Origin of the sequence: Luteibacter sp. OK325 (assembly GCF_003050935.1) — a bacterium.
Classification (GTDB): domain Bacteria; phylum Pseudomonadota; class Gammaproteobacteria; order Xanthomonadales; family Rhodanobacteraceae; genus Luteibacter.
Genome location: NZ_QAOX01000002.1, coordinates 178049 through 191479, shown reverse-complemented (window position 1 = coordinate 191479; position 13431 = coordinate 178049). Strand labels below are relative to the sequence as shown.

Sequence of the window (13431 nt, the reverse complement as noted above, 5' to 3'; positions counted from 1 at the left end):
CACGAGACGACGAGGGCGACGATGTCCACTCAGACAACCACCGATACCGCACCGCCAGGCTCCGCGCGCACCGACGATGCCGCCGTCACCGCCGCGGCGAGTGCGCAGCGGATTCGACGCCTCGTCCGCCTGGCGCTTCTGGTCCTGCTCGCGATGTTCCTCTACCACCTGTTCGCCGACCGGATCACGCCGTATACGTCGCAGGCGGCGATCGATACCTTCGTCGTGCAGATCGCGCCGGAGGTCTCAGGGCCAGTGGTGTCGGTGGAGGTCTCCGACAACCACGAGGTAAAGAAGGGCCAGGTGTTGTTCCGCATCGACCCTCGCCCTTTTCAGATCGCCCTGCAGGTAGCGCAAGCCAACGTATCGCTGGCGACCCAGGCCGCCGATGCCTCCGTGGCTGACGTGCGCGTCGCCGAGGCCCAGCTGAGCCGGCAACGCGTGGACCTGGCCGCGTCCCAGCAACTGGGCAAGATCGTGCTGGACCTGTCGGCGAAACGGGCCTTGTCGGAGACCTCGGCCATTCGTGCCCGGGCGGACATCGCGAAGACGAGAGCCGAGATCAGCCGCGGCGAGGCGGAGACCGAACGGGCTCGCATCCGCATGGGCGACACGGGAAACAGCAACGCGCAGATTCGCCAGGCCCTCGCCGCTCTGGCGCAGGCCGAACTCGACCTGAGCCACAGCACGGTCGTCGCGCCCAGCGACGGTGTCGTCACCAACCTGCGTCTGTCGCCGGGACAGTTCGCCAGTCGCGGCACACCTGTACTCAGCTTCGTCGCCAACGGGCCACGCTGGATCAGCGCCGCGATGCGCGAGAACCAACTGGGTCGTATCGCCTCCGGCAATCGCGCCTATGTCGTGTTCGACGATCGTCCCGGAAGTGTTTATCCGGCCCACGTCGATAGCGTCGGCTGGGGCATCGCGCAGGGCGACGAGGCCCCGAGCGGACAGTTACCGACGGTCAGCGCGCCCAGCGGCTGGCTCCGCGAGCCGCAGCGTTTTCCGGTGCGCGTCGTCCTGGATGCTCCAGCCACGTCATCCGCACAGCTTCCGCCGGGCCGCAGCGGCGCCCAGGCCAACGTCGTCGTACTCACCAGCGAGGGCTCGGTCATGAACCCGCTGGCACGCCTGTGGATAAGGATGGTCGCCATGCTCAGCTACCTGCGATGAGCACGAGCGACGCGACACTTCAGGCCGTGCTTCGCTTCGCCGTGGGCGTCACGCTCGCCTTCGTCGTCAGCGAAGCGATGCGCTGGTCGCCGAGCTTTCTCGCACCCGTGTTCACTGCTGTATTGCTCACCAATCTTCCGATCAGGCCGACCGTGAAGATAGCCGTGGGTCTGATGATCGTGATCACCGCGGCGTCGCTGTTTGCGCTGGCGCTAGCCTCACTGTTTCGCGGCACGCCCACCGTCATGTTCGGTTTGATCGCCCTGTGCGTCTTCGCGGCGTTTCTCGCCATTCTCAGCGGACGGCCACCGTTGCCCGCGCTACTGCTCCTGATCTGCCTTGCGACCATTCCAGTGGTGGTGATGATCGCACCCGCTCAGGCCGGGATACTGCCGGCAGCCCTGATCAGGAGCATGTTGGTGGCGTTACTGACCATCCAGCTCGTTTACGTAGCATGGCCTCTTGCACCGCCAGCACGATCTCCGCCCCCCGCGGTATCACGCACAGCGGCTCCCGGCGCCGTGGCAGCGGCTGGTGCCGCCATCGTGATGCCACTGATGCTGGTCTACCTGCTTTTCGGCCTCGCCGACGTGCTGCCGGTGATGATCGCGACCGTGATGCTGGTGGCCAACTTCGATGCGCAACGTGGCCGCATGCACGCGCTGGGCATGATCGTCGGCAATTCGGTCGGCGGCCTGCTTGGACTGTTATTGCACAGCCTGCTGGTTACCACGCCTACCCTTCCCTTCCTCTGCGTGCTGATGTTCGCGGTGCTGCTTGGCTTCGGCCAACGCACCAGCGCCGGCGGTCCGTCGGCCGGGCTGGCGATGCTGACCTGTAACGCCATGCTGATCATCCTCAGCACGGCGATTTCATCGGACGCAGGGACGCTTTCGTTGTGGCTGATACGCGTGCTTCAGTTCGCGCTGGCCGGCGCCTTTGCCGTGGGCACGATGAGCCTGGTGTGGCATCGTGATATCAGGGCTTTGCCGTCGCCTTCGGAGTGACCTGCACGGCCACCCCTTCCACGTAAGTCATCCTGGCAAGATCCCCGACCTTGAGTTGCGACATGCGTGCCTGCCGTGCAGGGTCGGTCACTTCGATCTTGCGCTGCTTGCCGTCGGGGCCGGTCAGCGTAACGGTGTGATTTGCCAGATCGAGCGCCGTGATCCGGCTCGTGATGGAGACGGACCGACCGATGTCAGCGCCCGGCTTGGCGCCCTTCGGGGCGCGTGTACTGTCACTCTCGGTTTCTATCCCCGGCGAGGCGCTGTTCGCGGGCAGGAGCTCGAGCGCGGTGGCCGCCTGGTAGGTGACCGCCACGACATCTCCCGCCCGTAGCTGCGCGAAGTTACGCACCTCCGGACCAGCCTCGATCGTGAACTCGCTCCCCTTGGCGTCACGCAGTGTCACGAAGCGGCTCTGGTGGTCCACGTTCGTGACTGTCGCCGATTCGGTTTCTTCGTGACGTGCCAGTTCGAATGCCCTGCCGTGCACTGTCGAGGCCATGGCGGGCTCCGCCGCCTGTGCCTGGGCCATGCCTGGCGCCGCAAGGGCGAGCGAAGCGACCAGCGAGACGATCGCCGGAATAAGGACTTTGTTCATGCGATCTCTCCAAGACAGACTGTGGGGGCCAAAGCGCGGATTCACTGCAGGTTGTCGCTATCCAGGCGCGTCCTCAGCCGCTTGCCTGCGGCATCGAGGATCTTGCCTATGTCGTGCCAGGTGAGGTTGTCCTTTTCGACGTCCTGCCCAGCCAGAGGATCGATAACCACGGCAATGCGCTTGCCGGAGGAATCAAGCAGCTCGGCCTCCAACGTCGCCGAAGCGATGTTGAGGTTGGGTCCGGCGGTCGCGGCGTTCTTCGCCGCGCCGATCACGAAACCGACGGGCGTGTAGCCGAGGATGCCGCGCTTCTTTTTTTCCGCGATCACGTTGGTGACGGCGAGGCGCAGCCGGAGAACGTTCGGGCCCGCGGCATCGACCACGGGATACGTCGGTTCGAGATTCTTGACCAGCGCCTTGCGCAGGTTCTCCGTGACGGCGGACAGCTCGTTCGGATCGATGCCCTGATACGTGGAATCCTTCGAGTACCAGACGAGGATCGGATCGATCTGGACCTTGGTGAAGCCCTTGAGGCTCGCTCCCGGCGCCAGGTAGATGAAAGACCCCTCGTGCTTGGGATCGGGCTGCAAGGCTGGGTAGGAGTCGAGGAAGCCGCTCTGCGGAGGCGGCGTGGCCGCTGTAGCCACGGTGAGGACGAGCAAGCCGGCAATAAGGCAAAGGGCACGACGCATGGGAAGCTCCTCATAAGCCGCGCCCAGGGAAGAGCTTCGAACCCCGCGTCACAGCCCGGTTCACGGCGCCGTTGTGGCGCCGACTGACGAGCAGCTTAGGCCCGTCAGTCGCGCTACGAGCCGGTAGTACTACCTAAGATTTACCCCGTAAGAGTTCGGCGAACCCGCGTGATCACAACGCAAGCCCCTGCATGCCGGCCGCCCCGGCGAAGACCGGCGTCTGTCCGACCTGGAGCAGCCTTCCATCGGCGAGGATCAGGAACGTATCGACGTTACCGCCCAGCGAATTGCCTACGTAAAGGAACAGGCCGTCCGCAGAGGCCTTGATGTCCGTCGGTGCCGCTCCCGCTTCCAGGGAACCGGCCACGCCGCCATTGACGACACTCAGCGAGCCATCATTGCCGATGCGATACGCACTGATGTTGCCCTTGCCGGCATTGGCGGAAAAAGCGAAACGCCCGGAGACGGTCAACCAGCACGCGGCAGCCTGATGGTTGGCGACATCGCTGGAAATAGCCCTGAGGTCGCCGTCACGACCGATGTCGTACGAGCTCGCCGCCGAGCCGGCCGCTTCCGACGTAACCAGATGTCCGCGCGCATCGAAGTCGAAGCCGAAGGGTTGCGGATCGTTCGAGGGCGTGATGACCGGATCGCGGGCGAGGCTGCCGTCACGCGCCACACCAAACAGTTCGAACCAGCCCTTGGCAGACGCATCCTTGACCGAGACAGCGAGCCAACGGCCATCGGGCGAGAACTGCAGTTGCGCCGGCGTCATGCCGACGTTGGGCTGGTTACCGACCAGCGGCGTGTCGGTACCGATCAGCCGCGTCTGTCCCGGCAGCGCTACCAGCTGTCCACCCGGCGTCACCTGGAACGCTGTGATGGTGGAGGTCCCTGCGCCATTGAGTACATACAAACGGTTGCCCTGCTGCGCGACGCTTACCGGATAACTGCCGCCCGACGACTGGACATCGACAAGGTGCAGCCGGCTGCCGTCGATCGCGAATACCGACACCTGGTTGCTACCGGCATTGGTGGCGAAGAGCCAACGGCCATCGGCGCTCTTGAGCAGTGCGTTCTGCGAACCCAACGGATCCGGCGGCGGGGCGGTGGTTCCCACGCCAACGCCTTTGCCACCCGTGGACACGACGGAGGTCTTTTCCAGGCCACCGAAGAAATTCCGCTTGAGGACAGCGACGCTGTTGCCCTGGATGTCGTTGGACATGACGTACACATAAGGCGAGTCGAACCGGCGCAGGTCGAGCAGGCGGTCCTGGTCCTGTGCCTGGGCAGCGCTGGCGGCCGCCAGAACCCCAACCAGACCAGTGGCAAGTTTTTGCGAAGTGTTCATGATCACGTCTCCCATAGAGCCGTATGGCTCCATAGGCTTTCGCTCCGGAAAACACTGCGGTTACATGCCGCATCGCGAATCGTGCTTCCCGTCACGGACTGCCATTCCTGTACGATAACGATTCTCACTACGAATGGCGTGCAACATGCTTTCCCGCATGATCCGGTGGTTCGCTGGACTTACCTCCCTGCTCCTGATCTCCACGATGTGCCTGGCCGCCGAACCCTACGCCGCCGATGCGCAGACGGCCTGGCGCCTGCTCGATTACATCGCCGTGGACTATGCCGGCGCGGTAAACCATGGAGCCGTGTCCAGCCCCGCCGAATACGCCGAGCAGCAGGAATTCGCGTCCACCGTCTCGGCGCATATCGCCGCCTTGCCCGAGAAGCCCGAGAAAGCGGCGCTGATCGCTAAAGCGAATGCGCTGCAGAAGGCGATTGCGTCGAAGGCCGACGCGAAGGACGTCGCGGATGCTTCGCACCGGTTGGCGGCCGCTCTGCTGGCCGCGTATCCCGTGCCCCTCGCGCCGGCACGCACACCGGACTTTGCGCACGGCGCGCAACTGTTCGAACAGAACTGCGTCGCGTGCCACGGCGCCACGGGCAATGGCGACGGCCCCGCTGCCAGGGCGCTGGCTACGCCTCCCATCGCCTTCACCAGTCAGGAACGCGCTCGCGAACGCAGCGTGTTCTCGCTGTACCAGATCGTGACGCAAGGCGTGGACGGCACGCCCATGCCGAGCTTCGCGAGCCTTTCCGACGACGATCGCTGGTCGCTGGCCCTCTATGTCGGCCACTTTGCCGTCCCTGATACCGTGGCAGCCGCCGGCGGGAACCTCTGGCAGCGCGACGCGAATGTGCACAAGGAAGTCCCCGACCTCACCTCGCTCGTCACCACCACGCCTTCAGCCCTCGGCAAGCGCATCGGGCAAGAACAGGCCGATGAGATCATGGGTTACCTCCGACGACATCCCGACGTGCTCGCACCGAAAGTTTCAGCGTCGTCGCTGTCCGTGGTGCGCGAGAAGCTTAAAGAGAGCCTGGTTGCGTACCGGGCGGGCGACAAGCCACGCGCGAGCACACTGGCTCTGTCCGCCTACCTGGATGGCTTCGAACCGATCGAGCCCCTGTTGGGCACGCGCGACAGCACCCTGCTCGAGCATATCGAAGGCTCGATGGGTGAATACCGGGCGGCCATTGAGCACGGCGCCACCGTCGACGATCTGACGAACCGCGAGCAGGTGCTGAGCACCTTGCTCGATGACGCCGAAGCCGCACTATCGCCACATGCCAGCAGCGCCCTTTCCACTTTCATCGGTGCGGCAACCATCCTTCTCCGAGAGGGTCTCGAGGCACTGCTCATCGTCGTCGCGATGATCGCCTTCCTACGCAAGGCCGAGCGCATGGAAGTGATGCCTTATGTACACGCCGGCTGGACGGGCGCACTCGGGGCCGGCTTCCTCACCTGGGTCGCGGCGACGTGGCTCATCGGCATCAGTGGCGCGAGTCGTGAGCTGACCGAAGGCTTCGGCTCCGTGTTCGCCGCGGTGGTGCTGCTGTCCATCGGCATATGGATGCACGGAAAGGCCCAGGCCGGGCAGTGGCAGCGCTATATCCGCGAACGCATGGCGACGGCGCTGTCGGGCCGCTCGGCATGGTTCCTGTTCGGTCTGGCGTTCATCGTGGTGTATCGCGAGGTGTTCGAGACGATCCTGTTCTACGCCGCGCTGTGGACACCCGGCAGTGGCGCGGCGCTTCTGGCCGGCGCTGCTACCGCCTGCGTCGCGCTCGCGATCATTGCCTGGGCGCTGCTTCGATACAGCCGCATCCTTCCCATCAGCAAGTTCTTCAACTACAGCTCGTGGCTGATGGCGATCCTCACCGTGGTGCTTGCCGGTAAGGGTATAGCCGCGCTGCAGGAGGCCGGTATCGTCGGGATCCGACCGCTCGCAGGCATACCCCGCCTCGAGCTGATCGGACTGTTTCCGACGCTGCAGACCGTCGCGGCCCAGGGCCTCATGGTGGCAGCGGTGATTGCCGGTTTCTGGGCCAACCACCGCAAGGCGCTGAAGGACGGTTCGCGATAGACGCCTTAGGCGTTCGCCCGTTTCGCGGGGACGAGTGGACTGCCGTAGTACTGATCGATCAGCTGCTGCCTTGAGATAGGCATGGCGATGAAATCCGCACCTTCCCGCGCAGCAGGCGGAAGGAACAGAATCATGGCGCCGCCGCCCCGCGTCTCGAACATCTCCAGCATCACGATGAACGCGCGCAGGGACGCCCTGGGAAGTCCTCTCACGCCCCACTTGAGCGGATCCATCTGGCCCTCGCGCATGATGCGTTCCGCGTGGTTCTTGCAGTACAGAAGCGGAATGTTGCGCTGATGCGTTTCGGGGTGTTCCGAGGCGTAATAGCTCCCTGTCGCTATCCCGTCGCGCAACTCCATGATGGTCCAGAACGGTTCGCCTGTGCCCGTCTCATCGGGCAGCGCCACGGCCGTCAGGCGTTTGGCGAAGAGCTGGTCAATCGATGGGAGGTCGGCGGGACTCAGCAGCTCGATGCCGTACTGATTAGCGAGGGTGTCCACGCCCGGCAGGTATCCACCGCGAGAAACCACCAATCCGATGGTGTTCCCTACATCGGCGAGCTTGAATCCGAGTTCGCCGACAAGCCCCCTGTCGACAGGGTGCTTCGGATCGCTGCACTCGATGGCAACCTTATAGCGAACGCCGGCTCGCTCGAATTCGTAATAGATATCGAAATGGTGGAACGCCTGGGACCGGCCCTTGATCCTCGCATTCTGCGTCACCAGGACCCCGTCACCTTTCAGCTGCAAAAGCAGCTTGTAGACGAAGCGGACCTCGTCTTCGAACCCGCGCGAGTCTTCCAATGTCTTCCCCCGAAGATGGCTGATGGATAGATGGACCCAGACAGGCTTATACGTTGGTCGGGGAAGTTCGGCAATGCTCCCGCGGCTTGCCCATCAGCGACAGCACCGACGCCAGGGCGTTGAACGCGGTCACTATGGCGAGAACCAGGGTAATCATGTACTGGCGAATGCCCGTCTCGGTCGAGTCGGCCTCTGACCAGTCTGGTGTCCACGTGGATCGGCGATAGCGAAGCCAGGCGCAGCCCGATCGAAGCCAGTCCGCAACTTCAGCGTTATCCACCAATGGCGTTGGATCACGCACACATGCTGAAGCCATGTCCTCAGGGGACGGCATGCCGGCTCCCGTGGCCAGATCGCGAGTTACCCTGCGTAGCGTCGCGCACCTCGTCTCGAAATCTCCGAGGCATTCCTCAACCACCAATTGTTGAAACGCCCATTGATGTCTCGCATTGCCTTCTTGCAACTGGGACTGAGCGAAACGACTCTCCTTGTCATTGATGAAATTCATGGCGATCGACAGGGAAAGCGCTACGGCCGCCACGGAAATGGTCACGTACAAGATATTTATGCCGAACAGCCACCTTCTCGACAGCCGCCCGGCGTTCAGTACGCCTATGGTTGCCGCCAGGAGCAGGAACCCCACCACGGTCAACAGCGAAGCCTGGAACAGCCCTGAGCTACCTTCATCGAGCGGTGTATCTCCCAGCAACAGGCAGACACATCCCGTAGCGCCGACAATGGTGGCGCACACAAGACGCATCGACCTCGCGGACACACCTTGCCTGTCTTTCTCGACCATAAATGTCGCCTCATGTTTTCGTCATGCGCAGATTGAGGCAAGAGAGTCTCAGCATTTGAGATGGGTGGTCCTGAATCAGAGACGACCTAGGTTACCTGACGTTTCCCAGCACATCCGCGCATGCGCCTGTGCGGTGCACTGGATCCCCATATGCGTCAACGCGCTTATCGCTTCAAGGCTGTGCGCCACGCGCTCACAATCCACGGTATGGGCACTCATGGTCCATCAACGAACCTATCAATGCAGCTATGTGAGTCAGCCTGCGTAAGCTGGTCAAGATACCCTTTGTAGGCAGGATCTTATTTCAAGCGTTGTGCAAGATACGCCACGACATGATGGGCCAACATGTCGGACCGTGATCCACCAAGCCTGAATACGGTACTGGACTTCGAGTCCTGGCGAGTAATGAGGCATGAGTCAGCTGATTCCATCAGGGCCAGCAGGTATCGCATTCGAACCTGCACGACAGGCCGAATACATAACCGCGACCGCGCTCTGTTGCTACATCACGTCGAAGGACCTTGCCAAACGGGAGGCGTCCATACATGCCGTATGATCAGTGGCAGCCACGAGTGACTCCTTGCTAGTTGGTTGTGGTCAGCGGGCCTTGGGTGGTGAGACACCCTTGGCCCGCGCTTCTCACCGCATTGAGAGATGGTTGCCTGCGCAGCATTCACAGCGACGACGCAGGCAACGGGAACGACCGTATCAAATCAACTTGAAGTTGTCTGTAGGCGCATCTAGAAAACATGCGCCTGCATGAAGTCGTCGGTCAGCGACACCACGTCATCAAGCCTTGTATCCATCGCAAAGTGGCCTGCATCGAGCACAACGACCTTCGCATCCGGGAGGTCACCCTTGAATGCTTCCGCCCCCGCGACGATAAACGCCAGATCGTGTTTCCCCCAGACAACCAAGGTGGGCAACTGATGCTGCTTCAGCCAAGCTTGCCACGAGGGATACGAGCTCAGATTGTTCTGGTAGTCGTAGATCAGCTCGGACTGGATAGCCGCTTCGCCGGGGCGATTGAGAAAGGCGTACTCATCCATCCATAGGTCGGGATCGTAAGCTTCCACGTCGGGATCACTGCCGATATGACGCGCACGCGTTGTCTCGACCAACAGGTGCACGCGACGAACCTCTGCTTCGTGGGCGTCACGATCTGACCAGAAAGCCTTGCGCTTCTCCCAGACGGCGCCAAGGCCTTCGTCGTACACGTTGCCATTCTGGAAAATCGTGCCGAGCACGGCCGCCGGACGTCGGACCGCCAAGCGCATACCCACCGGGGCACCGTAGTCCTGCATGAACAACACGTACCGATCCAGACCCAGTGCATCGGTGAACTTCGCGACGATCTCGGCAAGGTGCTCGAAGGTGTATACGAAGTCATCCGGTGCAGGGGCATCACTGTTGCCAAACCCGGGGTAATCCGGCGCCACCAGATGGAAGCGACGGCCCAACCGACGCATGAGGGCGTCGTACATGCGGGACGAGCTTGGCACGCCATGCAACAGGAGCAGCGTGGGCTTGTCCTTCGAACCCGCCTCTCGGTACGCAACCTTCAGGCCATCAATCGTGACTGTCCGGTATGACACCGGAGCGGTAGCAAAGCTATCGGACACGTTCATATCTCCAACGGTTTTGGTGGCGTTCCATGGATCAAAGGTCCAGATGCAAGGGTGCAGAACCCTCCGCGGGTACGGCGCAGCAAATAAGTGCTTCTCCGGCCGCGGGAATCAGTTCGGTAGGCTGTGGATACGTGACCTGGCCGCTGATCACCTTGGTGCTGCAGGCGCCACAGGTGCCACCGCGGCAGCTGTACTCAGGTGTGAGGCCGCGTTGTTCGGCAAGGCCCAACAGGCTGCCGGTGCCGGGTGACCAGCGAGCCTCCTTGGCCGAACGCATGAACATCACCGGTACCGACGAGGTCGCGGCGGTGGCGAGTTCCATCGGGACGCCGACCTTGCTTGCCACGCGCTTCAGGCTCGAAGACCCGAACGCTTCGGCGTGAATACGCGCGTCGGCGACATTGAGCGCAGTCAACCCGTCATACATCTGCTGCATGAACGATGCCGGGCCGCACAGGAAGAAGTCGTAGTCGTCGAAGGGGAGTCGTTGCTTGAGCAGTTCCATACCGAGTCGCCCAGCTACATCGAAGTCCGTGCCTTCGTCGGCGCCGCTCGTATCGCCGAGCACGCGAACATGGCGCAGCCCGCCCTTCCCTTCGCGGACCAGCGCTTCGAATTCATGATCGAAGGCACGCTCCGCCTTGCTGTGCGCCGCATGGAACACCCACATCGGGCGCTGATGGCGAGTGCGCAGCCCTTCGCGAACGATATGCCTGACCATGGCCAGAGCCGGCGTGATGCCGACACCCGCCGCAATGAATACGGCCGGACGACGCACGGCCGCGTCGATAGTGAAGGCGCCGCCCGGTGCGCGCGCTTCGATAAGGTCGCCGACGCGGACATGGTCGTGCAGATGGGAAGAGGCAAGCCCTTCTCGCTTGACGCTGATGCGCAGACGCCTATCGCCAGGCGCGCTCGAGAGCGTGTACATGCGCAGGACGGGGTCGCGGCGCCCATCCAGGTGCAGGCGAACTGGCAGATGCTGACCCGGCAGGGACGCGGGAAGCGCGGCACCATCAGACGGCGCAAGGTAGAACGAGCGGATCGACGCACTCTCCTGCACGACCTCGTCCACCCGGAACGGTCGCCACTGTTGTGCGAGCGCGGCCGCCTTCAGGCGTGCATCCGCATCCTCCCAGCTTCCGGTGATGGTCACGTTGGGCGAGGCGCCGCCTGCCTTTTCGGACCAGCGAAGCGGCAGCCCGCGCGTGCGATGGACGATTCGCTGCGGACGAAACCGCCATATCCGTTCCGCACCGAGGAACGCCGCGATTTCCGGTGCGTCCAGCACCACCTCGCTACGCCCGGTCATCTGCAGGACGTAGCCGCTATGAAAATCAACGAAGATCAATCCTGCGCGTGGATTAAGCAGGAAGTTGCCCAGCGTGTTGAAAAACAGGTTTCCCGAAAAATCTGGAATAGTGAGAACGCCATCCTCATCAACACGCACAAAGCCCGGCTTTCCACCACGGTGCGACACATCAACCTGCCGTACACCATCACGCACCACGTAGGACGCCACATAGAACGAGTCGGAAGCCGAGATCATCTGCCTTGCACGCTCGTCAAGGTCGCGTGTTTCGGTAACGGGGCCCGGACCGGTATCGTCGAATCGATAGTCGCGCAGCTGGATGTACTGCGGACAGTTACCGTAGCTCTGCGTCGGAACGATATCGAAGCCATCCTCACCATTTCGATGGACGTTGCCGTTGAGGCGATTGCGTCGCCTGGTGTGCAGCTCGATCCCGAGCATGCCGATGCCGTCGCCGTCCTCCATGCCGGCGTCGGCGGGGTCATTCGGGTCCCTCGGCAGGGCCACTCGCAACATGCGCGGGACCGGTGAGTGCATGAAGCCCGGACGCCCCGCACGTAGCGTGGCCCAGGCGTCGCCTGCCGGGTCCACCGCACCCAGCACCACGAACGGCAGCTGGGCGTAGAACTCGCGGTGCTGGTCGGGCATATAGTCCCGGGCCATCTGGCGTTGACCCGGGACCTTCATGCGTTCCACGGCGCCGACGCTGGCTTGAAGGCTTAGTTCACCCTCATGCCACGGCGAGGGCGCGATGGGGGAGATGAGCGTTTCCATGACAACGGATCACGCGGCCAGACCGACCGGGGTCTTATCGAAAGCAAGGAAGCCCGGCTGCGCTTCCATGCGGTGCAACCACAGCAGCACGTTCGGATAGCCGGCCAGGTCGACATTCAGAACCGGCTCGTAATCGACGCCCAGCAGGGACAGGAAGAGGCGCACGCGGTGCGAGTGCCCGGAGAGGTTGTGGTAGTAGAGTTTCATGCGCTGGCCTGGAATGCTTATACGGAGAGGACCCTGTCCAGTATGGGTTTCAGCTCTCGAAGCGGAATAGCCAGCGCCGCTAATCCATCCTTCCACCAAGTGAAACAATCGAAGGATCTTCTCGCAGGGCATGACTGGCGAAGTCGACAAAGGCGCGGATCTTCTGCGCCGCGTTGCGCCCTTCGTGATAAATCACGTGGATCGGCAACAGCGAGGTTTCCTGGTCCCGAAGAACCTCGACCAGCCGGCCGGAAGCGATGTGCTCGGCCACCATGTAGGAAGCCACTCGCGTCACCCCGAACCCATCCAGCGCAGCGTCGATCGCCGCATCGTTGGTGGAGACCGTCAGGCGCGGGTGAACCCGGACCACAGCTTTCTTGCCATCGCTGGAGAACCGCCACTCGTACGAAGGCGTCATGCCGGTCGCCATGATGATGACGTGGTCGGCCAGTTCGGCGACCGTCGTGGGCGCACCGTGGGCCGCCAGATAGCCGGGCGACGCACAGACCACTCGACGCAACTGGCCGACAGGCACGGCGTGATAGTTCGAATCTTCCAATGGACCGATACGCACGGCGACGTCGACCCCTTCGTCGATCATGTTGACCACCCGATCCAGGAACCGGCATTCAACGTCGATCTGGGGATAACGCCTGAGGAATTCGGTAACGATGGGGATGACCCGCATACGGCCGAACAACGTCGATGCGGTGACCACGAGAGTTCCTCGTATCGTCGCGTGCAATCCGGTGGCACCTCGCTCCGACTCGGCGATATCGGCAAGGATGCGGCGGCAATCCGTGGCGTATCGCGCGCCTATCTCCGTGACCCGGACCACACGGGTGGACCGGTTGAGCAGGCGAACGCCCAGGGCCTCTTCCAGCTCGGTGACCGCGCGGGTGACCACCGGCGGCGACACCCTGAGTTTCCTGGCTGCCGGGGCAAAGCCCTGCTCGTCGAGCACGGCCAGGAAGATCTCCATCGCCCGGAATCGGTCCACG

At 62.9% G+C, this 13431-nt stretch carries 12 protein-coding genes; 3 read left to right on the top strand and 9 right to left on the bottom strand.

The annotated features are described in order from the left end of the window. Positions 1 to 21 precede the first annotated feature (21 nt). Positions 22 to 1173 carry an HlyD family secretion protein gene (locus C8J98_RS04725; protein WP_107911431.1) on the top strand — a complete coding sequence of 384 codons (1152 nt, stop codon included), beginning with the start codon at positions 22 to 24 and terminating at the stop codon, positions 1171 to 1173. Then, positions 1170 to 2180, top strand: coding sequence for a DUF2955 domain-containing protein (locus C8J98_RS04720; RefSeq protein WP_107911429.1), 1011 nt, complete (start codon positions 1170 to 1172; stop codon positions 2178 to 2180). The genes C8J98_RS04725 and C8J98_RS04720 overlap by 4 nt, the downstream gene beginning before the upstream one ends. On the opposite strand, the gene C8J98_RS04715 is transcribed toward C8J98_RS04720, so the two are convergent. The 3 genes from C8J98_RS04715 to C8J98_RS04705 all read right to left on the bottom strand — a co-directional run bounded on the left by C8J98_RS04715 (position 2152) and on the right by C8J98_RS04705 (position 4821). Further along, positions 2152 to 2778: a hypothetical protein gene (locus C8J98_RS04715; protein WP_107911427.1), complete on the bottom strand. Its 627-nt coding sequence runs from the start codon at positions 2776 to 2778 to the stop codon at positions 2152 to 2154. The genes C8J98_RS04720 and C8J98_RS04715 overlap by 29 nt on opposite strands. Before the next feature lie 41 nt (positions 2779 to 2819). Further along, entirely contained in the window at positions 2820 to 3470 is a 651-nt protein-coding gene (locus C8J98_RS04710) for a DUF3313 domain-containing protein (protein ID WP_107911426.1), read from the bottom strand. Between the two features lie 172 nt (positions 3471 to 3642). Then, positions 3643 to 4821, bottom strand: a complete 1179-nt coding sequence (locus C8J98_RS04705) for a beta-propeller fold lactonase family protein (RefSeq protein WP_158272599.1) — start codon at positions 4819 to 4821, stop codon at positions 3643 to 3645. A gap of 145 nt (positions 4822 to 4966) precedes the next feature. Between C8J98_RS04705 and C8J98_RS04700 the strand changes: the two genes are divergently transcribed. Then, the gene (locus tag C8J98_RS04700; RefSeq protein WP_107912577.1) at positions 4967 to 6907 is read left to right on the top strand and encodes a cytochrome c/FTR1 family iron permease; all 1941 of its coding nucleotides are present in this window, start codon (positions 4967 to 4969) and stop codon (positions 6905 to 6907) included. A gap of 5 nt (positions 6908 to 6912) precedes the next feature. On the opposite strand, the gene C8J98_RS04695 is transcribed toward C8J98_RS04700, so the two are convergent. The 6 genes from C8J98_RS04695 to C8J98_RS04670 form a co-directional block, all read right to left on the bottom strand. Next, positions 6913 to 7710: a hypothetical protein gene (locus tag C8J98_RS04695; RefSeq protein ID WP_107911423.1), complete on the bottom strand. Its 798-nt coding sequence runs from the start codon at positions 7708 to 7710 to the stop codon at positions 6913 to 6915. A 46-nt stretch (positions 7711 to 7756) separates the two neighbouring features. Beyond that, a complete protein-coding gene (locus tag C8J98_RS04690) occupies positions 7757 to 8509 on the bottom strand; it encodes a hypothetical protein (protein WP_107911421.1) in 753 nt (250 codons plus the stop codon). Between the two features lie 740 nt (positions 8510 to 9249). Further along, on the bottom strand, positions 9250 to 10137 hold the full coding sequence (locus tag C8J98_RS04685; protein WP_107911419.1) for an alpha/beta hydrolase: 888 nt from the start codon (positions 10135 to 10137) through the stop codon (positions 9250 to 9252). Positions 10138 to 10168: 31 nt separating this feature from the next. Then, a complete protein-coding gene (locus tag C8J98_RS04680) occupies positions 10169 to 12223 on the bottom strand; it encodes a pyridoxamine 5'-phosphate oxidase family protein (RefSeq protein WP_107911417.1) in 2055 nt (684 codons plus the stop codon). Between the two features lie 9 nt (positions 12224 to 12232). Beyond that, positions 12233 to 12430, bottom strand: a complete 198-nt coding sequence (locus C8J98_RS04675; RefSeq protein WP_107911415.1) for a hypothetical protein — start codon at positions 12428 to 12430, stop codon at positions 12233 to 12235. A gap of 79 nt (positions 12431 to 12509) precedes the next feature. Next, the gene (locus tag C8J98_RS04670; protein ID WP_107911413.1) at positions 12510 to 13430 is read right to left on the bottom strand and encodes a LysR family transcriptional regulator; all 921 of its coding nucleotides are present in this window, start codon (positions 13428 to 13430) and stop codon (positions 12510 to 12512) included. Between the last annotated feature and the right edge of the window lies 1 nt (position 13431).

Coding starts and splice junctions, on each gene's coding strand:
- C8J98_RS04725 (WP_107911431.1), top strand. CDS start 22: ATGTCCACTCAGACAACCACCGATACCGCACCGCCAGGCTCCGCGCGC.
- C8J98_RS04720 (WP_107911429.1), top strand. CDS start 1,170: ATGAGCACGAGCGACGCGACACTTCAGGCCGTGCTTCGCTTCGCCGTG.
- C8J98_RS04715 (WP_107911427.1), bottom strand. CDS start 2,778: ATGAACAAAGTCCTTATTCCGGCGATCGTCTCGCTGGTCGCTTCGCTC.
- C8J98_RS04710 (WP_107911426.1), bottom strand. CDS start 3,470: ATGCGTCGTGCCCTTTGCCTTATTGCCGGCTTGCTCGTCCTCACCGTG.
- C8J98_RS04705 (WP_158272599.1), bottom strand. CDS start 4,821: ATGAACACTTCGCAAAAACTTGCCACTGGTCTGGTTGGGGTTCTGGCG.
- C8J98_RS04700 (WP_107912577.1), top strand. CDS start 4,967: ATGCTTTCCCGCATGATCCGGTGGTTCGCTGGACTTACCTCCCTGCTC.
- C8J98_RS04690 (WP_107911421.1), bottom strand. CDS start 8,509: ATGGTCGAGAAAGACAGGCAAGGTGTGTCCGCGAGGTCGATGCGTCTT.
- C8J98_RS04685 (WP_107911419.1), bottom strand. CDS start 10,137: ATGAACGTGTCCGATAGCTTTGCTACCGCTCCGGTGTCATACCGGACA.
- C8J98_RS04680 (WP_107911417.1), bottom strand. CDS start 12,223: ATGGAAACGCTCATCTCCCCCATCGCGCCCTCGCCGTGGCATGAGGGT.
- C8J98_RS04675 (WP_107911415.1), bottom strand. CDS start 12,430: ATGAAACTCTACTACCACAACCTCTCCGGGCACTCGCACCGCGTGCGC.